The sequence below is a fragment of the Rhizobium sp. BK418 genome, assembly GCF_004341105.1.
Classification (GTDB): domain Bacteria; phylum Pseudomonadota; class Alphaproteobacteria; order Rhizobiales; family Rhizobiaceae; genus Rhizobium.
The window spans coordinates 129,276-151,421 of sequence record NZ_SLZK01000004.1 but is presented as its reverse complement, the minus strand read 5'-3'; the positions used below and the strand labels follow the sequence as shown (position 1 = coordinate 151,421).

The window sequence follows — 22,146 nt, the reverse complement described above, 5'->3', positions numbered from 1 at the left end:
CAGGATCGCTTCGCGCAAAACATTCCAAACATCTGATCGGAACATCTACAATGACGACCCACCATTTCGTCGCAACCGCCTTTTACAATGTCATTGGGACCATGCCTCCGGCCTTGGAGATCGCCAGCGGCGACACCGTCGTGACCCGCACTATCGATGCATGGGGCTATGATGAGAATAACGTGCAGCGGGCACACGGCCCCAACCCCATGAACGGGCCGATCTTCGTCGAAGGTGCGGAGCCTGGAGATGCCCTCAAGGTCGAAATCCTGGAAATGAAACCCACCAGGGATACCGGCTTTACGCGAAGCGTATTGGCGGCAAATGTCATTGATCCGGAGGCGGTTCGCGATCTTCCAAGGCCAGAGAAGACGCTTTGGGACATCGACCGGCAAGCAATGACTGTGAAGCTCAGGGAACCCGTTGCCGGCATCGAAAACCTTGTGCTGCCGCTGTCGCCGATGATCGGATGCTTCGGCGTAGCGCCGAGCCATGGCCAGGCGATCTCGACGGCGACCAGTGGCGCCTACGGTGGAAACATGGACTACCGCCTGCTGGGCCCGGGCGCAACAATCTGGTTTCCGGTCTCCGCGCCCGGTGCCTTGTTCTTTCTCGGCGATTGCCATGCAGTCCAGGGAGATGGAGAAATTGTCGGCACTGGCGTCGAGACCACGTTCGAAGTTACCGTCCGTCTGACCGTTGAAAAGGGAAGGCCGATCTCCTGGCCAAGGGCCGACGTTGCTGACGATATCGTCACTATCGGCAATGCGAGACCGCTGGATCAGGCTCTGCAGCATGCAACGAGCGAAATGCTGAACGTGCTTGTCGCCGACTACGGTCTGACGAAGGTCGCGGCCAGCCATTTGCTCGGCCAGGTCGTCCGCTACGACATAGGCAACGTCTTCGACCCCGCCTATACGGTTGCCTGCCGGGTTGCAAAGAAATGGCTTCCAGTGCGCTGATTAATCCAGATAGATCGGTGCCGAACTTCCGAGCCTTCATCAGGGAGCCAGACCAGCCCATGCGGGAAAGTGATTTCGTCAGCGGCTTCGCCCGCGGCCTCAAAGTGATCGAAGCCTTCGGCGAAATGCACCGCCGGCTGTCTATCACCGATGCCGCAAAGCTGACCGGCCTCGATCGGGCAACCGTCCGCCGTTCGCTGCTAACGCTTGCTGAACTCGGTTATGCCGACTACGACGGCAAGTTCTTCACCCTGACGCCCAGGATCCTGCGGCTCGGTCACGCCTATCTGGAAGCGACACCGCTGCCGGTGCTGATCCAACCGCATCTCGATGCGCTCTCCGAAAAGGCCGGCCAAAGCGCCTCGGCCTCGGTGCTTGAAGGCACAGAGATCGTCTATATCGCCCGCGCCTCGCAGCGCCGCGTCATGTCGATCAATCTGACGCCTGGCAGCCGGCTTCCCGCCTATTGCGCTTCAATGGGTCGGGTCCTGCTTGCCGCTTTGCCTCAAGCTGAAGCCCTGGCCGTTCTTTCCAGGAGCGAACTGAAAGCGAATACGCCGAGAACCAAGACCGATATTCAGGAACTGATGGCTGAGCTCCGTAAGGTTCGTGCGCAGGGCTATGCCTTGATCGATCAGGAACTGGAGCTGGGCCTCTGCTCCATTGCCGTACCAGTCCAGAACGAGCGTGGCCAGACAGTCGCCGCGATCAATATCGGTGCGCCGGCCGCTCATGTGCCGGCAACCGAGATGGTCGCGCGCTACCTGTCGCTGTTGCGGGAAGCCCAAGTCACCCTGCGCACAGTGCTTCGCTAAAGGTGCCGAACCATCCAACCGGCGAAGATCAGTGTGCCATTCCAGATTAGACAGCCAATGAAAGTGGCAATCGCGAAACGGGTCACATCGATCGTGACAACCGCCGACGCGAGGGCTGAATAGACGCGGGCGGCCGGCACGAGCTGCACCAGCGCCATGCGCGTCACGCTTTCCGAGTACCAACTCGAGGCCTGCCGCACGGCCGCGAAGCGCCCAAGCCAGTTCGACAGCAGCCGCAACTGCGGATGGGCGCCCGAGAACCGGGCCAGATAATACCAGCAGAGCGAACCCGACATCGAGCCAAAAGCCGAGATGACGATGAGCGGCATCACCGCGGAAAACTCCGAACCCGCCGTCAGCCCGAAGAGGAGATAGAGGCCGACAGAAGGGACGACAGGCACAAGCTTTTCCAGCATAGCGACGATCATCACGCCTCCGAGCCCTGTTGCGAGCAGGCAGGTGACGAAGTTCGGCAAGACCATCTTCGCTCACTCCTCTATGCGCGAGATACGGAAGACGCTTGCGGGCGGAAGATTCAGGCGCACCCGGCCGAGCCTCTCCGCCCGCAGGCCGAGTTCGCCGAGCACATCTGACGGCACCGAACAGGATTGTCCGTAGGTGAACTGGTAGAAGGCACCGCCACGTTCCAGCAGACTGAATCCACCGCCGACGATGGCGGTAATGACCTCGATCGGCATGTTACGAAAAGGCAGACCGCTGACGATTGCCACCTGTGACCCGAGCTCAGCCCTGCAGGAGGCAAGTTCGCGCGCATCCCGCTGAAGAACGGTCACATTCGGAAAGCGCTGCTGCAGCGGAGCGATGAAACGGGTTTCGAGCTCCACCAATGTCAGGTCTCGGGCCGGCAAGCCACGTTTGAGAAGTGCCGCTGTGAAAACCCCCGTGCCCGGGCCAAGCTCCAGCACTTTACCTGCCGTGGGCTCGATCTCGCTAGTCATCAGCCGCGCCAGCCGCCCTCCGGAGGGCACAATCGCGCCGATTTTCCTGGGCTCGGCGAGAAGCGCGCCAAAGAAGGCGGCCAGCGGCGGCTGTTTCATGCAGTTCTCCGGTATCGATCAGTCGACACCCGATATCAGCTCTTCAAATGATGCGAGCATGACGCCCTTCCTCAGCGCCAAAAGATTTAAGCGTTCTGGATCGCTGGTTCGAAGCTCATATTGAACGCCGCTCCGCCGCCAGTCGCATCCGACACCCACACCCGCCCGTGATGTATTTTGACGATCTCACGCACAAGGTGGAGGCCGAGGCCAATACCCTGGCCGCCCGCGTTGGCGCGCTGGAAGGGCTCGAAAATCCGCTCCCGGTCTTCCGGCGCAATGCCTGGGCCCTCATCGCTGACGCAAATCTGCGCCGGACGCTCCACGGCAATGGTGATCGTGCCGCTCCTGCCGCCGTGCTGGATAGCATTCTGCACCAGATTGGCGATTGCCCGTTCCAGCGCAGTCTCGTCCCCGAGAATGCGTTCCGGCATCGAGCGCAGCTCGAAATTGGCCTGATAGCCGGCAGCGATGATCAGCGGCGCAAGCTCCGCAGCCTGTCGTCTTGCGACCGACGCAAGGTCGATCGTGCAGTTCGGCACCGGTTCCTGATTGAGCCGCTGCAGGTCGAGCAATTGCTGGGCTAACGTCGAGAGGCGAGCGACATCCTCCAGGAGCCGATTGGTCGCGTCCGTTGGCGGCATGGTCTCCAGCCGGTTCTGCAGGATGGCAATCGGTGTGCGCAATTCATGGGCAGCGGCCAGCATGAAACGCCGCTGTTTGTTGTGATCATCGTCGAGGCGCTGCAGCGTCTCGTTCATGGCAATGACCAGCGGCGCGACTTCCTCCGGCACGTTTTCCAGCGGCAGGCGATAACCGCGTGTCGTTCCGTCAATACCTTGTGCTGCCTGCGCCACCTCATTCAATCCTCGGTGGATACCGCGCGCAACGAAGGGCGTAACCGCCAGTGTGATCAGACCCGTCAGCAAAATGACCGGCAGAACAACGCCGGAGGCGATCGCCACGAAGACGACCAGAAGTTTTCCGGCCGAGAGACTGCCCTGACGTCCGACGATGACGAGGAGATCACCGTGATCGGTCTTCACCTTTTGCAGGCGCGCTGCAATTGTCGCCGGATTGTCCTCATCACCGTTGAAACGCGCCTCGGCGATATCCGTGCCCGAGTTCGCTATGGCTCGATATTGCGCCGGCACATTCCCGTCTGTCAGCATCTGCCCCTGCTGATCGCGCACCAGGAACCAGAAGTCGGCTGCTTTGTCGCGCTGGTAATCCAGATCATCCGTGTTGGTGATGCGCATCGAACCATCTGGATTCCAGGCCAGCGATTGCGTCACCGCGTCGATTGCATGTTCATCTGGAGCGAAAATCCCGCTCATGCCCGAGATCCAGGAGACGAAGGCGAAGGCAATGGCGATCAGCACAAGCGTCGCGGCCTGCAACGCCACCAGCCGGCGGATCAACCGCCATTTCAGCGAATAGAACTTCATCTTCTTCATGGCCGGGCCTGCCGGATCAGATAACCGACGCCGCGGATCGTATGGATTTCGACACGCGCGCCTGCCGTATCGAGCTTGCGGCGCACACGGGAGACATGCGCATCGAGCGCATTGGACTGGATCTCGTCATCCATGCCGTAGACGGCCTCTTCCAGGCTCGATCGCTCAACCGTACGGCCGGCGCGGCGCATAAGCGCTTCCAACACCAGCAATTCACGTCGCGGCAATTCCAGCGGAACGTCACCGACACGCGCCTCGCGGTTACGCAGGTCGAAATACAGCCGGCCGAGGCAAAGGCTCTCGATCTCGATGTTGCCCGGACGGCGCAGGATGGCTCTCAGACGCGCCATCAGCTCCTCGACGGCGAAGGGTTTGGCAAGATAATCGTCGGCGCCGAGATCGAGCCCCTCGATCCGGTCCTTCAGATCGCCGCGCGCCGTCAGAATGATAACGGGGACGGCGGCCTGAATGCGGCGCGCTTCGGCGATCAGTTCGAGCCCATCACCATCGGGCAGGCTACGATCGAGCAGCAGAGCATCGTAGCTGTTCAGCCGTACGGCCTCCTCGGCCGCCTCAATGGTTGAAACGTGGTCCGTGATGATATTGTTGTTACGAAGCGCCGCCGTCAGCACGGCGGCCATTTCCGGTTCATCTTCCGCCAGCAAGACGCGCATTCGATCGTCCAACTTCAAAAGCCGCTCTCTGCACAGACAAGATTGCGTCAGCATGACGCGAAAGACTAGAGCCACGCGGCGTTTCAGTCTCCGAATGGCAGCTTCAGTTCTTCCGTCCGGGCTTCGAGGGCGTAAACGACGGCCGCCATGTCCTCGCGCCCGAATCCCAGGCTTTCGGTTTCGGCGTAGAGCTGATGACAGGCATCGAGCAGCGGCGAAGCAATGCCCGCCTGCCGCGCCGCTTCGGCCACCAGCCTGTTGTTCTTCAAAACGTCCGATATTGCCGCCTGCACGGAGAAATCCCGTTCGACAAGCTTGCCGCTCTTGATCCGCGATATGCCGCTTGCCATCTGGCCGGCATCGACCACCGCCTTGAAAAGCCCCATGTCCAGCCCCTGGCGGCCGGCAAAGTGTGCTGCTTCGGCAAGCCCCGTGACCGTGCTGATCAGGAAGATATTGACGGCAAGCTTCATCAGAAGCGCATTGGGCACGGCGCCGCAGACGACCGTCTCCCGGCACATCGGCCTCAGGAGCGGGCGGACCTCTTCAATGACATCCGCCTCCCCCGCAAGCATCGCCACGAGCTGCCCCTCCTCAGCCGGCCGGCGCGAACCTGAAACAGGCGCCTCGACATAACGGCCGCCGACGGCTCGGATATCTGCTTCAAGTCCTCTCGAATATTCAGGCGCGGTGGTACCCATATGAACAAGCACATGGCCAGCCATTCGATCGGCAAAGGCCGGCGTGGCGCGCTCCAGAACCGCGTCGATCACCGCCTCCGTCGCCAGCATCAGGAAGACGGTCCGGGCTTTGCCAAACACCTCGTCGATATCGGCGGCCACCTCGGCGCCCGCAGCCCGCAACGCCTCCACGCTTTCCGGCGAACGGTTCCAGACGATAAGGTCGGTGCCCGCGCGCAGGAGATTGAGCGCCATAGGCGTGCCCATCACACCAAGACCGATGAAGCCTGTCTTCATTGTTGCCGCCTCCTTGAATGCTCGAGATGGCAAGTCTACGAGCGAACGAGGCGACTGTCTTGAAGCTTAGTGCTCAGGCGCGGGCTCGCCTGAAATTTCCAGCGCCGCCTCGCGGATCGTCTGCATGAGGATGGAAAGCGGAAGCGAGGGAATGGAATCGGCGCGCATCGTCAACCCGACAGGCCCTTTCGTTTCACCGGTATCGATCGGAAGAGCGGCAAGCACGCCATCGGCGATATCCCGCGCGACCACACCATTGGAAATGATCCAAATCGCGTCGCTATCGCGCACGAAAGCGCGCCCGAAGGCATCGGAAACGGTTTCGATCTGACTCGGCAGGCTGGCGACACCATTGGCAATGAGGAAATTCTCGACAACCGGCCGGATAATCGAACTGCGGGTCGGCATCAGGAGCGTATAGCGACCAAGTTCGGCAAAGAGGGATTTTCTGGCGTTAAGCAACGGATGGCCGGCGCGCACGGCAAAGACAACTTGTTCGGAATACAGATGCTCGAAGGAAAAGCCTGCCATCCTTTCCGCTCCCGCCAGGCGCCCGACAACGAGATCGAGATCGCCAACACGCAACTGCTCCAGGAGCACGCCATTGTCACCAGTGACGATCTTCACCCGGCTCCAGGTCTTTTCCTTCAGAAACAGATCCATCGCCCGCGGCATGATGCGCGTCGAAACCGTCGGCAGCGCGCCGACACGGATCGGCGGGGCGTCACCGAACTGCTCCTGAGAGACGGAGTCGAGCCCTTGCCGAAGCGCCGTCAGCGCAGCACCCGCATGGCGCAGGAAGACTTCCCCGTGACGAGTGATCCTGATGCCACGCCCCTCGCGCTCGAAGACGCCGACGCCGAGCGCCTGTTCCAGCTCACGGATCGTCTTCGTCACCGCCGGCTGGCTGACATGCAGGAGTTCAGCCGCCTTCATGACGCTTTTCTGCCGCGCCACCTCGACAAAGGTCTGGAGATGGCGAAACTTGATGCGGCTATCGATCATTGCTTTCATAACTCATGAGTTATCGGAAAGCCAAGAAATATCATTTTACTTAACCGGATCAACTCATCAAAATTGGTGTCGAGGAGATTTAAAGTGCAGTTTGCCCGTATCAACGATGTAACGATCCACTACCAGCTCATCAGTGCGCCGGCGGACCGACCGGTTATTGTCTTTGCCAATTCGCTCGGCACCGATTTCCGTATCTGGCGTGACGTGATCGTGCGTCTTGCCGGCGATTTTGGCATCATCCTATACGACATGCGCGGCCACGGTCTCTCCGACGTTGGCCAGGTGCCCTACGCCATGGAGGATCATGCCACCGATCTTGCCGGCCTGCTTGATCTGCTTTCGGTCAAGGATGCCGTCATCTGCGGGCTCTCGGTCGGCGGCCTGATCGCCCAGTCGCTCTACCAGCGCCGCCCGGATCTGGTGAAAGCGCTCATCCTCTGCGACACCGCCCACAAGATCGGCACCGCCGATAGCTGGAACAGCCGTATCGCCGCCGTCGAGGCGAATGGCATTGCCAGCATCGTCGACATGGTCATGGAGCGGTGGTTCACGCCGGCGTTCCGCAGACCGGAGAACATCGCCTATGCCGGCTATTGCAACATGCTGATCCGCCAGCCCGTTGAAGGTTACAACGCGACCTGTGCGGCGATCCGCGACGCTGATTTCACCGAAGCCGCGGCCAGGATCAAGGTGCCGACCATCTGCATCGTCGGCGATCAGGACGGCTCGACGCCACCGGATCTGGTGCTCTCTACGGCCAAGATGATCCCGCACGCGCGCTACGAAGTCATCAAGGATTGCGCCCATATTCCGCCCGTCGAGCAGCCTGAAGCGCTCACCGCAATCATCCGCGCCTTCCTCTCATCCATTGGAGACAAGAGCCCATGAGCGACACAGCGTCCGAACGCTTCAGGCAGGGCATGGCAACCCGTCGTTCCGTTCTCGGCGATGCCCATGTCGACCGCGCCCAAGCCGCTGTGACCGAATTCGACAAACCGTTCCAGGAGCTGATCACTGAGGCCGCCTGGGGCCATGTCTGGTCCCGTCCGGCACTGACGAAGCGTGAGCGCTCGATGATCACGATCGCGCTGCTTGCCGCGCTCGGCCAGGACGACGAGGTGGCCATGCATGTGCGCGCCACCGCCAATACCGGCGCCTCCCGGGAGGATATTCGCGAGGCGCTGTTGCATGTGGCAATCTATGCCGGCGTGCCGGCAGCCAATCATGCGATCAAGATCGCAAAACAGGTTTTCGAGCAGATGGACGCCGGCAAGGCGGCCTGAGGGGGAGCGAATGTCCGACTTACCGAACCGCAAGCCAGAAACCGGCGCCTTCTTCGCCCGCGACCGCGCCTGGCATCCGCCAGCCTATGCGCCGGGTTACAAGACCTCCATCCTGCGTTCGCCGCAGCGCGCGCTGCTGTCGCTGGACGGCACCATCTCCGAAATCACCGGCCCGGTTTTCGGTCACTCGATGATCGGCGAGATGGATAACGACCTGATCCATAATTTTGCGCGGCCCGGCGAGAGCGCCATCGGTGAACGCATCATCGTGCACGGCAGAGTGCTCGATGAACGCGGCCGTCCGCAATCTGGCGTTCTGGTGGAATTCTGGCAGGCCAATGCCGGCGGCCGTTATCGCCACAAGAAAGAGACCTATCTTGCCGCCATCGACCCGAATTTCGGCGGCTGCGGCCGCTTCGTCACCGACGAGGAGGGACGCTACTTCTTCCGCACCGTGCGCCCCGGCGCCTATCCCTGGCCGAACGGCGTCAACGATTGGCGCCCGGCCCACATCCATTTCTCGATCTTCGGCCATGGCTTCTCGCAGCGCCTGATCACCCAGATGTATTTCGAGGGTGATCCAATGATCTGGAAATGTCCGATCGTCGGTACGATCCCTGACAAGGCGGCGATTGAGCAGCTCATTGCGCCGCTCGATTGGGGCAATACGATCCCAATGGACAGCCGCGCCTACAAGTTCGATATCGTGTTGCGCGGTCGCCGCTCGACCATGTTCGAAAACAAGATGGAGGGGAACTGACATGCAGGAACTCGGCTACCTCAAAGAAACCCCGTCCCAGACCGCCGGCCCCTATGTGCATATCGGCCTGACGCCGAATTTCTGCGACATCACCGGCGTCTATGACAGCGATCTCGGCACGCAGATGGTCAATGACAAGACGCTCGGTGAGCGGATTACCGTCAGCGGACGTATCTTCGACGGCGCCGGCGCCCTCGTTCGCGATGCCGTCGTCGAGATCTGGCACGCCGACAGCGCCGGTCTCTACAACAGCCCCTCGGAAATGCGTGGCACGGCCGACCCGAATTTCACCGGCTGGGGCCGCTGCCCAACCCGCGCCGAAGACGGCGTCTACTCTTTCGAAACCATCAAGCCCGGCAAGGTCCCGTTCAAGGACGGCCGCAAGATGGCGCCGCACATCACCTTCTGGATCGTCGCCCGCGGCATCAATATCGGCCTGCACACACGCATGTATTTCCCGGAAGAGCAGGATGCCAATGCGGCAGACCCAATTCTGGCGCGGATCGAACACCGCGAGCGTGTGGCAACGCTGATTGCCGCTCGCGATGGCGCGAAGCTGAGCTTCGATATCCACCTGCAGGGACCGAAGGAAACGGTGTTCCTGGATATTTAAGCGATCTCGACTGGCGACTTGCCCGCGGTCCGTCGGGCAAGTAGCGTCGGCTTCGCCCTTCCGTGTTTGGGTCGAGATAAGCCGACGAGTGGACGGGGATTGCCATGAAACGAGTTGCCACATGACCACATCCCCTTTCGACCATCCCTTCCTTTCCGGCCTGCTCGGCGACGCTGAAATCGCCGCCTATTTCTCAGCCGAGGCTGATATCAGGGCGATGCTCTCCTTCGAAGCGGCACTTGCACGCTCCGAGGCAACGCATGGTATCATTCCGGCGGAAGCCGCGCCAACGATCGGCGAGGCCTGCGCTGGCTTTACCGCAGATATGCAAAGCCTGAAGGTTGCAACGGCCAGAGACGGTGTCGTTATTCCCGACCTCGTCAAGCAACTGAGAGAAGCGGTCGGCAACGAGGCGGGCGAGCATGTCCATTTCGGCGCGACCAGCCAGGATGTCATCGACACCAGCCTGATGTTGCGGCTGAAATCCGTGACCTTCCTGTTCGGCGGACGGTTGCATGCCATCGTCACGAAACTGGCAGCGCTCGAGCGGCAGCTCGGCGCCAACCGCCTGATGGGCCACACGCGCATGCAGGCGGCAATCCCCATTACCGCCGCCGACCGCATCGCCGCCTGGCGGATGCCGCTGGAGATCTATCGCGACCGGCTGACGGAGCAAACTTTCCCCGTGCAATTCGGCGGTGCTGCCGGCACACTCGAAAAGTTAGGAGCCGAGGCGTCCGCTGTGCGCGCCTCGCTGGCGCAGGAACTGGGATTGACCGATGAGCCGCAGTGGCACAGCCGCCGTAGCCGCATTGCCGATCTCGCCAATCTCTATTCCTTGATCTCAGGCAGTCTCGGAAAATTCGGGCAGGATATCGCATTGCTCGCCGAAGCCGGAGGCGAGATCGAGCTTGCGGGTGGCGGCACGTCCTCGGCCATGGCCCACAAGCAGAATCCGGTCGCCGCCGAAACGCTTGTTGCGCTCGCCCGCTTCAACGCCACACAGCTTTCTGCCATTCACCATTCGCTTGTCCACGAACAGGAACGCTCGGGGGCAGCCTGGACGCTCGAATGGCTGGTGCTGCCGCAGATGGCCATGGCGACTGCAGCCTCGCTGCGGCTGGCGGCGGAACTTATCGGCAATATCAAGCGTCTGGGGGCAGGCTGATCGCCTTTGCAAGAAAGCGGCAAAACCGGCTATGCAGGGGCGTTGATTTCAGGAGTGATCCCGTGACCTTTCCCCTCTTCGATCTTTCCGGCCGCCGCGCACTAGTGACGGGCTCCAGCCAGGGCATCGGTTATGCGCTCGCACTCGGGCTTGCTGAACACGGCGCCTCCATCATCATCAACGGCCGCAACGCCCAGAAGGCGGAGGCTGCCGCCGAGACGATCCGCGAGCACAAAAAACATCACGCCGTCAGCGCTGCCTTCGACGTGACCGACGCCGAGGCCTGCCGCTCGGCAATTGCCTATATCGAAGCCGAGATCGGCCCGATCGATATCCTCATCAACAATGCCGGCATGCAGTTCCGCACGCCGCTGGAGAGCTTTCCCGTTGAAAAGTGGGACGAGCTCTTCCGCACTAATGTCTCCAGCGTCTTCTACGTCAGCCAACCGGTCGCGCAGGCGATGATCAGCCGCGGTCGCGGCAAGATCATCAACATCGCCTCGGTGCAGGCCGAGCTCGCCCGGCCCGGTATCGCGCCCTATACGGCAACCAAGGGTGCCATCCGCAATCTCACCCGCGGCATGGCAACCGACTGGGCAAAGCATGGCCTGCAGGTCAATGCCATTGCGCCTGGCTATTTCAAGACGCCGCTCAACCAAGCCCTCGTCGATGATCCGAAATTCTCGGGCTGGCTTGAAAGCCGCACGCCGGCTGGCCGCTGGGGCGATGTCGAGGAGCTCGTCGGCGCGGCCGTCTTCCTGGCCTCCGACGCGTCGTCCTTCGTCAACGGTCATACGCTGATGGTCGACGGTGGGATTACGGCATCGCTCTGATGTTAATCGCCTCCTCCGTCACCGCCGCCATCACCTCCATCGTCGCAGTCAAAACTCACTTCGAGGCCGCCCTCGCCTTGGCCAAGAACGAAACGCCCTGGAATACGAAGGCTCCTCCACCAGCTAGGGTTCCAAGACAGGAATACGGCAAATGCGACGATGAGGATGGAGACGACCGCGAGGCCTATAAGGATCTCCGTGACAGGAGCCATGTTCACTCCAAAGGTTGTGCGAGGAAATTATCTCAGCAATTTCCGCGAGAAACAAGAACGTTTCGATGTCGCTCGCGCCTCAATCCGCAACCATATTGCCGCGGCGCATCAGCCCCATCAGGATCAGTGGCAGCAGCGTGGTAGTGCAAATGGCGATGAAGGCCATCGCCATGCCAAGGCCGATCGAGCCTTGCTCGAACTGACGCCAGATGAAGGTCGCGATCGTCTGCATGCCAACGGGTGCGACGACGACGGAAGCGACGAGTTCACGGGAGGCAAGCGCAAACACAAGCAGCATGGAGGAGGCAAGGCTCGGGAAGACGAGCGGCAACAGGATACGACGGAAGGCCGTGACTCCGCTAGCACCGCAAACGCGGGCAGCCGCCTCCAGATTGTCGCCGATCTGCTGGAAAGCTGCGGTGGTATAGCGTACCGGCTGCGGCAGCAGGATGCAGCAATAGGCCAAGAGCAGGATGAAAGCAGTATTGTAGGGCGTGATGGGTAGGCCCGGCATGTTCCAGGCGAGGATGAGGCCGACAGCAACGACGATACCGGGCAGAGCATTCGGCAGGACGGTCATGACATCGATCGCCATGCGGCCGGGCATTTTCGTCTTCACGCCGGTATAAGCGGCCGTGACCCCGATCAGGCCCGTTATCAGCGCCGTGCCGATACCGAGCGAGAAGCTGTTGACCAGCGCCGTCACGGCGCCGGCACTGTTGCCGAACACTGCCATGAAATTGTCGAGGCTGACATTGTCGAAGGATAGGCCACCGGAGATCGTGCGCGCCAGCGCCGTTGCGAGGATCGCAAGCAACGGCACGCCGGTCGCAAGGAAGGCGACGACGCTGAAAGCTATCATCACGGGCGCCTTCAGCGCGCCGAGCGGTCGCTTGTCTTTCGCCGTCGGCTTGCCGCTGACCGTCTGGTAGGAGCGGCGCGCGAGAATCCAGCGCTGCAGCAGGAAGGCGGCGAGCGACATGGCGACCAGCACCAGCGACAGGATGGCCGCACCTGGCAGGTCGATCGGCCAGTCGGTAACCCGCAGGTCGATGCCGGTCACCAGCACCTGGAAGCCAGCGCGGCGGCCCAGCGCTGCCGGTGTGCCGTATTCTTCTATCGCGGCGGCAAAAACCAGCATCAGGCTTGCCGTCAGTCCCGGTGCCGACAACGGCAGCGTGATGCGCCAGAAGGCGCGTGCCGGCGAGGCGCCAAAGACGCGGCCGACCTCGGCATAACGCGCACCGACGGCCTCGACCGTGCGCGATACGGCGAAATAGACGACCGGAAAAGTATTGAAGGCCATGACGAGCGTCATGCCAAAAATCGAAAACAGGAAAGGTGCCAGATTGAAGCCTGCAAACTGCTGCAGATAACCGCGCGGCTGCAGGGTCATGATCCAGCCGAGTGTGGCGATATAGGGCGGGATCATGAAGGGTACGAGCAGGAGCACGTCCCAGAGAGGCGCAAAAGGAATTCTGTAGAGAGCGCGGAAGACACCGAGCGGCACGGCGAGGAGAGCCGAGGCAAGCACCACGCAGGCACCGAGCAGGATAGTGTTCCCACCCATGCGGACCAGCGAACTGTCGGCAAGCGTCGCATAGAGTGAAGAGAAAGGGCTCGCAAAGGAACCCTGTCCGAGTTCAGGAAAAATTCCTTGCAGCACCACCGCGATAAAGGGAACGGCAACGACGAGAACAAGACTCGCTGTTGCCAGCCAGGCGGCCGGAGCCGTGCCGCCGATGCCGTTTCCTCTCATATGCCAACACCTTACTTCGCGCCGTAGAGATCGGCGAAGGCCTTCAGCGTTTCCTTGCGCTTGCCGTAGACAGCAGCCGTGTCATACTTCAGCAGCGTCAGGTCGCCGATCAGCGGACGGCTGGCAGCAACGTCGGTGCGCGACGGCATCAGCATCTCGTCGGCAACCAGCTTCTGGCCTTCCTCAGAGAGCATGTAGTCGATGAACTTCTTGGCGTCGTCCTGGTTCTTGGACCAGTTCATGATCATGGCCGGGCGCGGGGCGATAACCGTGCCGGACTTCGGGAACACGACTTCGATATTCTCGCCCTTCTTCTGGGCGGCGAGAGCGATGTAGTCGACGGCGCCGAAAACAACGGCCTTTGCGCCCTGCAGAACCGGGTTCAGGGCGTCGGCGTTGGCGCCGGCAATGATTGCGCCGTTGGCCTGCAGAGACTTGAAGAGCTTCCAGTCGTCCTGGCCGGCGAGAGCGGCGGTCAGTTCGAAGGAAGAGCCGGACTGTGCCGGATCCGGAATATTGACGAGGTCCTTGTATTCCGGCTTCGTCAGGTCAGCCCATTCGGCCGGCTTCGGCGTGCCGCTCTTGGTGTTCCAGACGATGCCGAGAGCAGAGATGCCCTGAGCGACAGCGCCTTCAGATTTCAGAAACTCGGGAACCTGGGCAGCGTTGGGACTGGAATAGTTGACGAGCCAGCCGCGCTTGGCGAAATCGTTTGCCGTATCCCACGAAGCCGAGATGACGACGTCAACAACCGGGTTGGCGGCTTCGGCCTCGATACGAGCCATGACCTTACCGGTCGTTGCCTGGAAAACATTGACCTTGACGCCGGTCTGCTTGGTAAAGCCGGCCGACAGCTTGTCGATCAGGCTCTGCGGGCCAGCGGTGTAAACGGTGACGTCGGCATGGGCGACGCCTGCCATCAGGGCGGCGGCGACGATGCCAAAAGTAATGCTCTTCAATGACTTAAACATGCTCCAGCTTCTCCTCTATGGATTGGGGTATTTTTTGTCGAAACCAGCGGATCTGTGCAGCGTCGATCGCTAGGCCGATCGTCTCACCGGCACGCAGCTTAACTCGGCTCAGAACCTGCAATTCCAAGCCCGGCAAACCGGGGAGCGAAACGCTTGCCAGATGCCCGTCGCCGCGAAACTGCGAGCGAAGCACTGTGGCCACGAGCCGATCGGAAGAGGCCTCGCCGACCGAGATCGAGGCGACAGGGATCAGCACGCGAGCAATACCTCCCCCTATGTCTTCGGCTTCGGAGAGCACGATGTCGCTGCCCTTGAAATGCCAGGCTGGTCCGCGCCGCTCGACTTCGGCAAGGCAGCCAAGCCGCAGGAAATCCGCGACCTCGGGCGTTGCAGGCCGTTCGATAAGATCGTCGGGTGAAGCAAGCTGCTCGATCAGGCCGGCGCGCATGACAGCGACCTCATCAGCGAGCGTCAGCGCTTCGCTATGGTCGTGTGTCACATAGATGGCCGTCAGGCCGAGCGAGGAGATGAGCTCGGCAAGCTCGCCCACCATGTTTTCCCGCAGTTCGCGGTCGAGATTTGAGAGCGGTTCGTCGAAGAGGATGAGCTGCGGCTCAGCAACGATGGCGCGGGCTATCGCCACGCGTTGCTGCTGGCCGCCCGAGAGATCGCTCGGCCGCCGGTCGGCATAGGCTGAGAGACCGACGCGTTCGAGCGCCCGCATCGTCCGGGTCTGACGCTCGGCTTTGCTCACGCCACGCATTTCCAGCGGAAAGGAAACGTTGCCGCCGACCGTCAAATGTGGCCAGAGCGCATAGTCCTGGAAAACCATGCCGAGCCCGCGCCGCTCCGGCGGAACGAAAGCGCCGGTGGCGCCATCAGCAACTGTCGTACCGGCGATTGAAACGGACCCCTTCGTCGGCGCAAGCAGGCCGGCCACCAACCGCAGAAGCGTGGTCTTGCCGCAGCCAGATGGGCCGAGCAGCGCCAGCGTCTTGCCCTTTTCAAGAGAAAAATCAATACCTTTGAGAATCTGCGTCGACCCGTAACTCAATTCCAGGCCCGCCGTGGCAACGGCAGAAGACGATCGGATTGAGGGGGCGTTCATGGGCAGACCAAATGTCGCTGTAAAGAAAGTATGGCGACATTTAGGCACGGCAGATGACAGCTTTGCGACGGTTTGGTTTCGGTTTCGTGACAAGATCGTCGGCAGAAAGAGCCTCGGCTCTTTAGCGCAGTAATTGTAATCCCGGTGCCAACATGCCGGCTTTTCCGACATATCGTTTGATCAGGCAGCCTATCGTTCACACGGCATCAAGACCGGTAAAAGCCAAGAATTTGCATTTTCAGTCGCGCGCAACCATTTAAGATGCATGATCCGCGGAAATGTCGCGAGCTCGCCCATGCCGGAACGTTTACAGAAAACAAACCATACCGGCTTGCATTCTGAGCCAAAAGCCGATTGCTTAGGAAAATCTACTTCTTCTTCGGCTAGCCGTTGGAAGAGTGCGAGGAGACATAGGCAAACCCGTGGAATTCTGCAGCTTCGCATCGGGATCGATGATGACTACGATGGTGAAGCGGGAAAGCTGGTTTGAAAGAAGATGAGTAACGATCTGTTTCAGGTAAAATTTTGGGGCGTACGGGGCAGTATCCCCGTGTCAGGCCCAGAATTCGACCGCTATGGAGGCAACACCTCCTGCATTGAAATCCGCTGTGGGGAGCACCGGATGCTGTTCGACGCAGGCTCCGGCCTGCGTGAAGCCGGCCTGTCTCTCATTGCTGATGACGTCCACGATGTCGATCTCTTCTTCAGCCACTGCCATTACGATCACATCATCGGCCTACCCTTCTTCAAGGCCATCTACTACCCGTCGATCAACGTCAACATCTGGTCTGGTCATCTCGACGGCAAGATGAGCACGCGCGAAATGGTCGAGCAGTTCATCAGCCCGCCCTGGTTCCCGGTAAAGACCGATATCTGTCAGGCGACGATGAATTTCCGCGATTTCCATGCGGGCCAGACACTGACCCCGCATGACGGTGTAGAGATGCAGACCTATATGCTGAACCATCCAGGCGGGGCGATCGGCTATCGCATCCGCTGGAAGGGCCGCACCGTTTCGCTGATCTACGACATCGAGCACACGCCCGGTACCTGCGATCCGGTAGCCCTCGAAATGATGAAGGACGCCGATCTGGTCGTCTACGACTGCACCTACAATGAAGACGAGATGCAGCGCTTCAAGGGCTTCGGCCATTCCACATGGCAGCACGGCACCGAACTTGCAAAGATGGCCGGCGCCAAGCGTTTCGCTCTCTTCCATCATGCGCCTTCGCGCACCGATGAACAGCTAGGCATCATGGAAAGCCAGGCCCAGGCCGCCTTTGCCGGCGCCTTCGCTGCCCGCGACAATCAGGTTCTCGATATCTGATCCTGCACGAGTGCGGCAGCGGAGGCCCATTCCACCGCCGGATGGCCCGACGTCGCCTCGAAGAATTCGGCAAGGAAGTCCCAGGCCGCCGCATCATGCACCAGATGATGCCCGAGTATGCCGATGGGCTCGTTGCGACCGTTAAACCGATCCTGCAGTTCCGCGACCACTTCGCCGATCAGGTCTGCCGCCGGCCGCCCGCCGCGCGTGCCGTGCCAGTCCATGAGGTCGACATGGGAATTGACGATGGCGAGGGGGCTTTCGCCCCTGATGCGTCCGTAGGTGGAGAGGGATTCAAATCCGAGCGCAGGCAGCTTGCGAATGAGGCCGTTGTCGATCCGATTCCATGGCGGAACCAGCATGGCGAGAAAATGCGACGGATAGAGCCCCTTCAACTTCAGGAAGCCCTCATAGAGCTCGCCGAGAATCGCCTCTTCCGGGCGTGCTCCGCCGAGCTCCTGCTTCTTTTCGTGGGGTCCGGCATAATTGTGATGCGCCCAGCCGTGAACGGCCACGCCGACATGCACCTCATCTGCAAGCCGCGCGGCCAGCGCCTCTCCGGTCGACGCCGGGATGACCGCGAGCGTAACAGGAATGCCATAGCTCTTCGTCTCGGAAAGCAGCCGCTCCAGGGCCGCCGTCGGCTCGACCGCATCGTCATCCCGCAGCCAAAGCCGCGCCATGCGGCCGGCGTCGTGCCAGCGATCCAGCTCCCGATATAGCGGCTCGCGGATGGTGCTATCGATCATGTGCTGCTCCTGCATGATTACGTAGGATCATATCCAGTTCTCGTGCCGCGCCGGCAAGCGAACGTTTGTCGATGACGAAGCGGCGGGCGGCGGCGGCCAAGGCGTCACGGCGCGCCCGGTCATCCAGCAGTCCGGCAATAGCCTGCGCAAAAGCTTCCACATCGCCATCGGGCGTCAAGAACCCTGTCATATCGGCTTCAACCACGGCAGGCACACCTGCGGTCCTTTGCGCCACAACAGGAAGGCCTGCCGCCTGCGCCTCGAGATAGGCAAGTCCGTAGGCTTCTCCGCAGCCCGGCCAGACATAGATGCCGCCCTTCGAAAGCAATAGGGCGATCTCTTCCGGCCCCCTTTGGCCGAGCCAGTCGATTCGGCCGGGCGCAAAGCCGGCAAACAGCGCCTCCACCTCAGTCCTGAGCGGACCGTCGCCGATAATCTCGAGCGTCCAGGGCCGATCCTCGATTACGTGCAGTGCCGTTGCGAGCAGCTTGTAGCTCTCCATCTTGTCACCGGCCCGCATCATGGCCACGGTCATCAAGCGTAGCGGATCGGGCGCGGGCGTGATCGCTTCGAACAGCGCCGCGTCGATGAACGGCCTTACTTCAGCAATTCGCGCCTCTGGAAAGACCTCTTCCAATCCTTTCCGGTCGCGTTCGGTGAAGGCGATATTTACCGCTGCCTGGCGGATCGCGTCCCCTACCGGTTTCTGGAAGAAGGCCCAGCCCATCCCGTCCCGCTTGCGCGAATAAGAGGCTTCCGCCGTGACATAGGGAATGGCGAACTGTTCCGCGAACGCGGGACCGAAGAGATCCGGGGACTTGTAATAGGGATGGTAACTGAACCAGAGTTCCGGCCTCGTCTCGTTGCGCCATTTGCGTCGCAGTCGCTCGAATTCTTCTTCCGTCTTCGCAAGCACACCGGCCGCCGCCTCGGGCGTGCCGGCGTGGATGCGGAACTCGGACACGACTTCGACCGTGTGTCCGGCCATCTCCAGGGCACGGATCAACAGCCGCGCCATCAGCCGGTCGCCTGAAGGCACTGGATGATTTGGCGATTTCATCGGCGCATAGAAAGCAATCCGCATCGGACACTCCGCGTATGACAGTGTGTTTCCAATCGACGCTCACGCCGTAAGCGAAAATTTCCGCTATTGTCACTATCCTTGAGCGATACGGGCAGGCATATCGAAGCAATCGTGATCAGACGAGACGATAATTCCACCCTTTTCGTCTTCTCTAGTGCATTTGCGATTTGAGCTTCAAGAACAGGAATTGATGACGACGGACTGGGCCACAGGGATTTTTTCGGAGCGCACGATCAGGAGGGCCAGACTCGGTTCCGGCCTCGTGATGTTCGTCTTCATTATCCTGCATATGTCGAACCATGCGCTGGGGCTCGTTTCGCTGTCAGCTGCCGATGACGGGCGCCGGCTCTTTCTGGCGATCTGGCGCAATCCGGTGGGCACCCTGGTTTTCTATGCCTCCGTCCTCGTCCACATGACGCTCGTGCTGCGTGGCCTCTATGTGCGCCGCAGCCTCGTCATGCCGAAGAACGAGATGGCGCAGATCGCCCTCGGCCTTTTGATCCCGCTACTGCTCATCGACCATGTCGTCGGCACGCGCATCGTCCATGCGCTCTACAGCTATACCGACAATTACGAGACGATTGTCCGCACGCTCTGGATCAACTCGCCCGATAATGGCGTACGCCAGACTTTCGCGCTGCTCGTCGTGTGGATTCACGGCTGCATTGGCGTACATTTCTGGCTGCGCTATCGGCCTTGGTACGACAATTCCGCTTCGCTGCTTCTGGCGGTCGCCATCCTTCTGCCGGTGCTGGCGCTGCTCGGCTTCGTCGAGATGGGCCGCACGCTGTCCGATCCCTCCTTTATCAAGGCGGAATCCGGCCACTATGAGGAAACGATCAACACCCTCTATTACAACGATCCGGAGGCGCGCGAGCAAGTTGCGACGATCCGCGCCGGGCTCTACGGCAGCTTCTCCGCTGCCCTTGGCATCGTCATCCTGGCACGCGCGCGCCGCAGGCTGAAGGAGCGGGCGAACCAGGTAGCGGTTCGCTATGCCGGCGGAGAGACAGTTCGAGTACCCCGCGGTTTCACCGTGCTGGAAGCAAGCCGGCTCGGGGGCCTGCCGCATTATTCGGTCTGCGGCGGCAAGGGCCAGTGCTCCACCTGCCGCGTGCAGATCCTCAGCGATTATTGGACCCTGCCGCCGCCCGACAAGCTGGAGCAGACGACATTGAAGCGTATAAATGCCGCACCGGACGTGCGCCTCGCCTGTCAGCTCCGCCCGGACAGGGATGTGACCGTCGCACCGTTGCTCGTGCCACAGACCGAAGCTGCCCTTCCTGCCAACAGCCAGGAAACGAGCCCCGGCCGCGAGCGCGAGATCGCCGTGCTCTTCTGTGACATGCGGCATTTCACGACGCTCACCGAAACCCGCCTGCCTTTCGACGTCGTCTTCCTGCTCAACCGCTATTTCGGCATCGTCGGCAAGGCGGTGGAACAGGCCGGCGGACGGCTCGACAAGTTCATCGGCGACGGCGCAATGGCACTCTTCGGCCTCAATGCGTCACCCGAGGAAGCCTGCCGGCAAGCAATTTCGGCCGCGACCACGATCGTTGCCGAAGTGGACAAGCTCGCCGCCGAACTCTCCGACGAACTGCCTCTGCCGCTTCAGATCGCCATCGGCATCCACACCGGCCCAGCTGTCGTCGGCACGATGGGCTACGGGCGCGTGCGCAGCCTGACTGCCGTCGGCGACACGGTCAATGTCGCCAGCCGTCTGGAGACGGCCGCCAAAGAACTCGACGCCGCGATCGTCATATCCGAGCCGGTCGCGACGCGTGCCGGCATCGACCCTCGTACAGTTGAAAGCTGCGAAATCAACGTGCGCGGCCGGGCCCTGCCCTTGAAAGTCTATGTCATTCCGAGAGAGAAGGCGGCAGAACCGCTCGAAGGAAAAGCCTGATGTCCGGCAAGCCCTGGCTTACCGTCAAATACTGGAGCCGCCGCCTCCGCAAGGCGCGCAATGCCGCTGCCTCACGCCTCTTCGATACCCGTTTCGGCCGCCGCCTGCTGATCGAGAACATCGGCCCGCGCGTGCTCTCGATGACGGTCGACGCCGGCGACCATCTGATGACCTTCTCGCCCTCGGATTATATCGGTCGCAAGGTCTTCCGAAAGGGCCATTTCGAGCGCGAGGCCGTTGACCGCCTCATTGTCATCCTGCGCGAACGTGGCCTATTGAGAAAGGACACGACACTGCTCGAGATCGGCGCCAATATCGGCACCCAGACCGTCTATTTCGCGCTGAGCGGCGCCTACGCCCATATCGTCAGCATCGAGCCCGACCCTCGCAACTTCCCGCTGCTTGCGCTCAATATCCGCCAGAACCGGCTGGAAGAGAAAGTCCGGCTCGTCAATTGCGCTGCCGGCGAGATCGAAGGCGAGATCGACTTCTTCCTGAACAGCGCCAATCACGGCAAGAGCAGCGCCATCCGCCAGAGCCCCAGGGATACGAAGATCAGCGTGCCGGTGAAGCCGGTTTCCGAGATTCTTGCCGAACTTTCCGTCGATTCGGACTCGATTGGTCTTGTCTGGATGGATATCGAAGGTTACGAGCCGGTCGCCTGCCGATCGATGCAGTCGCTGCTTGCTCGCCGCGTGCCCCTTTATATGGAATTCACCCCTCTCTTTTACGGCCCGGGAGGCACGAAGGCCTTCATCGACATGCTCGCAGGCTTCTACGAGCATTGTCTCGTCGTCTTCGAGGACCGCGAGGATGAATTGAAGGTCCGCGACCTGCCAGGCAGTTTCGATCAATACAACGTGCTTTTCCTGCCCTAGCTCTCCAAGTCCGAAGCGACGAGGCTGCATTGAGCCGGCATCATTTCCTGCGGTAGAGGAAATAACGGCCTTCCTTGATGCCATCGGGCAATGGCAGAGACAGAAGCTCGGGATGGTCCAGCGGCAGGCCGCTGACGGCAATGCCGCGATGGGTAAGCACGCCGGCGATCAACTGCGGCAGCCAGGTCAGCGTCACCGCGTCGATTTCATCATGGCCGGTGCCGATATCGGCATGGGCGAGCGCTGCATTAATCCCGAGGAACGCCTGGCCGGTATCGCGGATATTACCTGTCACGATGTTTTCCGCTGGCGGCGTGGAGGCGGAATAGGAGCGTATTTCCCAATCGAAGGCAATGATACGGCGGTCGGAAAAATGCTCGCGCAGATGGTCGTAGGTGCGTCCGTTGCCGAGACCGAATTCGAGCACCGGCCCGTCAACTTCGTCTACAAGATCGATGATGGCGTTGAGAATATCGCGTTGAGCCGTCAATCGGCGAATGAAACTGTCGAGGCGGCTCATCTTGTCCTGTCCGTCATA

General features: G+C 61.0%; 24 protein-coding genes. 11 read left to right on the top strand and 13 right to left on the bottom strand.

Annotated elements, in window-relative coordinates; genetic code table 11:
* Positions 1-50: 50 nt before the first annotated feature.
* Positions 51-962, top strand: coding sequence for an acetamidase/formamidase family protein (locus EV281_RS17655; protein WP_132654623.1), 912 nt, complete (start codon positions 51-53; stop codon positions 960-962).
* A 59-nt stretch (positions 963-1,021) separates the two neighbouring features.
* Entirely contained in the window at positions 1,022-1,777 is a 756-nt protein-coding gene (locus tag EV281_RS17650) for an IclR family transcriptional regulator (protein ID WP_132654621.1), read from the top strand.
* Here the strand turns inward: EV281_RS17650 and EV281_RS17645 are convergent.
* The 6 genes from EV281_RS17645 to pcaQ form a co-directional block, all read right to left on the bottom strand.
* Positions 1,774-2,259, bottom strand: coding sequence for a VTT domain-containing protein (locus EV281_RS17645; protein ID WP_132654619.1), 486 nt, complete (start codon positions 2,257-2,259; stop codon positions 1,774-1,776). The genes EV281_RS17650 and EV281_RS17645 overlap by 4 nt on opposite strands.
* A gap of 6 nt (positions 2,260-2,265) precedes the next feature.
* Positions 2,266-2,835, bottom strand: coding sequence for an rRNA adenine N-6-methyltransferase family protein (locus EV281_RS17640; protein WP_132654617.1), 570 nt, complete (start codon positions 2,833-2,835; stop codon positions 2,266-2,268).
* A gap of 86 nt (positions 2,836-2,921) precedes the next feature.
* The gene (locus EV281_RS17635) at positions 2,922-4,292 is read right to left on the bottom strand and encodes a HAMP domain-containing sensor histidine kinase (protein WP_132654615.1); all 1,371 of its coding nucleotides are present in this window, start codon (positions 4,290-4,292) and stop codon (positions 2,922-2,924) included.
* Complete coding sequence (locus tag EV281_RS17630) at positions 4,289-4,966, bottom strand: response regulator transcription factor (RefSeq protein ID WP_132654613.1); 678 nt, start codon at positions 4,964-4,966, stop codon at positions 4,289-4,291. Before EV281_RS17630 ends, EV281_RS17635 begins: the two co-directional genes overlap by 4 nt.
* A gap of 83 nt (positions 4,967-5,049) precedes the next feature.
* A complete protein-coding gene (locus tag EV281_RS17625) occupies positions 5,050-5,976 on the bottom strand; it encodes an NAD(P)-dependent oxidoreductase (protein ID WP_348631032.1) in 927 nt (308 codons plus the stop codon).
* Positions 5,977-6,009: 33 nt separating this feature from the next.
* A complete protein-coding gene (gene pcaQ / locus EV281_RS17620; protein WP_132654609.1) occupies positions 6,010-6,948 on the bottom strand; it encodes a pca operon transcription factor PcaQ in 939 nt (312 codons plus the stop codon).
* 93 nt (positions 6,949-7,041) lie between these two features.
* On the opposite strand from pcaQ, the gene pcaD reads away from it, so the two are divergent.
* From pcaD to EV281_RS17590, 6 genes are all read left to right on the top strand, one after another.
* Positions 7,042-7,845: a 3-oxoadipate enol-lactonase gene (gene pcaD, locus EV281_RS17615; RefSeq protein ID WP_132654607.1), complete on the top strand. Its 804-nt coding sequence runs from the start codon at positions 7,042-7,044 to the stop codon at positions 7,843-7,845.
* A complete protein-coding gene (gene pcaC, locus EV281_RS17610; protein WP_132654605.1) occupies positions 7,842-8,240 on the top strand; it encodes a 4-carboxymuconolactone decarboxylase in 399 nt (132 codons plus the stop codon). Before pcaD ends, pcaC begins: the two co-directional genes overlap by 4 nt.
* A 10-nt stretch (positions 8,241-8,250) precedes the next feature.
* Positions 8,251-9,000 (top strand): protocatechuate 3,4-dioxygenase subunit beta, encoded by a 750-nt coding sequence (pcaH, locus tag EV281_RS17605; protein WP_132654603.1) that lies wholly within the window; start codon positions 8,251-8,253, stop codon positions 8,998-9,000.
* A gap of 1 nt (position 9,001) precedes the next feature.
* Complete coding sequence (gene pcaG / locus EV281_RS17600; protein ID WP_132654601.1) at positions 9,002-9,613, top strand: protocatechuate 3,4-dioxygenase subunit alpha; 612 nt, start codon at positions 9,002-9,004, stop codon at positions 9,611-9,613.
* A gap of 121 nt (positions 9,614-9,734) precedes the next feature.
* Entirely contained in the window at positions 9,735-10,781 is a 1,047-nt protein-coding gene (locus EV281_RS17595; RefSeq protein ID WP_132654599.1) for a 3-carboxy-cis,cis-muconate cycloisomerase, read from the top strand.
* Between the two features lie 62 nt (positions 10,782-10,843).
* Positions 10,844-11,614 (top strand): SDR family oxidoreductase, encoded by a 771-nt coding sequence (locus EV281_RS17590; RefSeq protein ID WP_132654597.1) that lies wholly within the window; start codon positions 10,844-10,846, stop codon positions 11,612-11,614.
* Between the two features lie 2 nt (positions 11,615-11,616).
* Here EV281_RS17590 and EV281_RS17585 read toward each other — a convergent pair whose 3' ends face one another.
* From EV281_RS17585 to EV281_RS17570, 4 genes are all read right to left on the bottom strand, one after another.
* On the bottom strand, positions 11,617-11,826 hold the full coding sequence (locus EV281_RS17585) for a hypothetical protein (RefSeq protein ID WP_132654595.1): 210 nt from the start codon (positions 11,824-11,826) through the stop codon (positions 11,617-11,619).
* A 79-nt stretch (positions 11,827-11,905) separates the two neighbouring features.
* Complete coding sequence (locus tag EV281_RS17580; protein ID WP_132654593.1) at positions 11,906-13,585, bottom strand: iron ABC transporter permease; 1,680 nt, start codon at positions 13,583-13,585, stop codon at positions 11,906-11,908.
* 11 nt (positions 13,586-13,596) lie between these two features.
* Positions 13,597-14,556: an ABC transporter substrate-binding protein gene (locus EV281_RS17575; protein WP_132654591.1), complete on the bottom strand. Its 960-nt coding sequence runs from the start codon at positions 14,554-14,556 to the stop codon at positions 13,597-13,599.
* Positions 14,549-15,664, bottom strand: coding sequence for an ABC transporter ATP-binding protein (locus EV281_RS17570; protein ID WP_132654589.1), 1,116 nt, complete (start codon positions 15,662-15,664; stop codon positions 14,549-14,551). The genes EV281_RS17575 and EV281_RS17570 overlap by 8 nt, the downstream gene beginning before the upstream one ends.
* Before the next feature lie 496 nt (positions 15,665-16,160).
* Here EV281_RS17570 and EV281_RS17565 point away from each other — a divergent pair, with 496 nt between their 5' ends.
* A complete protein-coding gene (locus EV281_RS17565) occupies positions 16,161-16,991 on the top strand; it encodes an MBL fold metallo-hydrolase (RefSeq protein WP_132654587.1) in 831 nt (276 codons plus the stop codon).
* Here the strand turns inward: EV281_RS17565 and EV281_RS17560 are convergent.
* Both EV281_RS17560 and EV281_RS17555 read right to left on the bottom strand, forming a co-directional pair.
* Positions 16,973-17,740 (bottom strand): polysaccharide deacetylase family protein, encoded by a 768-nt coding sequence (locus EV281_RS17560; RefSeq protein ID WP_132654585.1) that lies wholly within the window; start codon positions 17,738-17,740, stop codon positions 16,973-16,975. The two genes, EV281_RS17565 and EV281_RS17560, sit on opposite strands and share 19 nt — an antisense overlap.
* Positions 17,730-18,824, bottom strand: coding sequence for a glycosyltransferase family 4 protein (locus EV281_RS17555; protein WP_132654583.1), 1,095 nt, complete (start codon positions 18,822-18,824; stop codon positions 17,730-17,732). Before EV281_RS17555 ends, EV281_RS17560 begins: the two co-directional genes overlap by 11 nt.
* 190 nt (positions 18,825-19,014) lie before the next feature.
* Between EV281_RS17555 and EV281_RS17550 the strand changes: the two genes are divergently transcribed.
* Entirely contained in the window at positions 19,015-20,730 is a 1,716-nt protein-coding gene (locus tag EV281_RS17550; protein ID WP_132654581.1) for an adenylate/guanylate cyclase domain-containing protein, read from the top strand.
* A complete protein-coding gene (locus tag EV281_RS17545; protein WP_132654579.1) occupies positions 20,730-21,608 on the top strand; it encodes an FkbM family methyltransferase in 879 nt (292 codons plus the stop codon). Before EV281_RS17550 ends, EV281_RS17545 begins: the two co-directional genes overlap by 1 nt.
* A gap of 40 nt (positions 21,609-21,648) precedes the next feature.
* Here the strand turns inward: EV281_RS17545 and EV281_RS17540 are convergent, their stop codons facing one another.
* Complete coding sequence (locus EV281_RS17540) at positions 21,649-22,128, bottom strand: class I SAM-dependent methyltransferase (protein WP_132654577.1); 480 nt, start codon at positions 22,126-22,128, stop codon at positions 21,649-21,651.
* Between the last annotated feature and the right edge of the window lie 18 nt (positions 22,129-22,146).

Excerpts from the sequence above, each read along its gene's own strand:
- EV281_RS17555 (WP_132654583.1), bottom strand. The coding sequence starts at position 18,824 with ATGCGGATTGCTTTCTATGCGCCGATGAAATCGCCAAATCATCCAGTG.
- EV281_RS17595 (WP_132654599.1), top strand. The coding sequence starts at position 9,735 with ATGACCACATCCCCTTTCGACCATCCCTTCCTTTCCGGCCTGCTCGGC.
- EV281_RS17540 (WP_132654577.1), bottom strand. The coding sequence starts at position 22,128 with ATGAGCCGCCTCGACAGTTTCATTCGCCGATTGACGGCTCAACGCGAT.
- EV281_RS17630 (WP_132654613.1), bottom strand. The coding sequence starts at position 4,966 with ATGCGCGTCTTGCTGGCGGAAGATGAACCGGAAATGGCCGCCGTGCTG.
- EV281_RS17650 (WP_132654621.1), top strand. The coding sequence starts at position 1,022 with ATGCGGGAAAGTGATTTCGTCAGCGGCTTCGCCCGCGGCCTCAAAGTG.
- EV281_RS17550 (WP_132654581.1), top strand. The coding sequence starts at position 19,015 with ATGACGACGGACTGGGCCACAGGGATTTTTTCGGAGCGCACGATCAGG.
- EV281_RS17545 (WP_132654579.1), top strand. The coding sequence starts at position 20,730 with ATGTCCGGCAAGCCCTGGCTTACCGTCAAATACTGGAGCCGCCGCCTC.
- EV281_RS17585 (WP_132654595.1), bottom strand. The coding sequence starts at position 11,826 with ATGGCTCCTGTCACGGAGATCCTTATAGGCCTCGCGGTCGTCTCCATC.
- pcaC (WP_132654605.1), top strand. The coding sequence starts at position 7,842 with ATGAGCGACACAGCGTCCGAACGCTTCAGGCAGGGCATGGCAACCCGT.
- EV281_RS17640 (WP_132654617.1), bottom strand. The coding sequence starts at position 2,835 with ATGAAACAGCCGCCGCTGGCCGCCTTCTTTGGCGCGCTTCTCGCCGAG.
- EV281_RS17645 (WP_132654619.1), bottom strand. The coding sequence starts at position 2,259 with ATGGTCTTGCCGAACTTCGTCACCTGCCTGCTCGCAACAGGGCTCGGA.
- EV281_RS17655 (WP_132654623.1), top strand. The coding sequence starts at position 51 with ATGACGACCCACCATTTCGTCGCAACCGCCTTTTACAATGTCATTGGG.
- EV281_RS17565 (WP_132654587.1), top strand. The coding sequence starts at position 16,161 with ATGAGTAACGATCTGTTTCAGGTAAAATTTTGGGGCGTACGGGGCAGT.
- pcaQ (WP_132654609.1), bottom strand. The coding sequence starts at position 6,948 with ATGATCGATAGCCGCATCAAGTTTCGCCATCTCCAGACCTTTGTCGAG.
- pcaG (WP_132654601.1), top strand. The coding sequence starts at position 9,002 with ATGCAGGAACTCGGCTACCTCAAAGAAACCCCGTCCCAGACCGCCGGC.
- EV281_RS17580 (WP_132654593.1), bottom strand. The coding sequence starts at position 13,585 with ATGAGAGGAAACGGCATCGGCGGCACGGCTCCGGCCGCCTGGCTGGCA.
- EV281_RS17575 (WP_132654591.1), bottom strand. The coding sequence starts at position 14,556 with ATGTTTAAGTCATTGAAGAGCATTACTTTTGGCATCGTCGCCGCCGCC.
- EV281_RS17560 (WP_132654585.1), bottom strand. The coding sequence starts at position 17,740 with ATGATCGATAGCACCATCCGCGAGCCGCTATATCGGGAGCTGGATCGC.
- pcaH (WP_132654603.1), top strand. The coding sequence starts at position 8,251 with ATGTCCGACTTACCGAACCGCAAGCCAGAAACCGGCGCCTTCTTCGCC.
- EV281_RS17635 (WP_132654615.1), bottom strand. The coding sequence starts at position 4,292 with ATGAAGAAGATGAAGTTCTATTCGCTGAAATGGCGGTTGATCCGCCGG.
- EV281_RS17570 (WP_132654589.1), bottom strand. The coding sequence starts at position 15,664 with ATGAACGCCCCCTCAATCCGATCGTCTTCTGCCGTTGCCACGGCGGGC.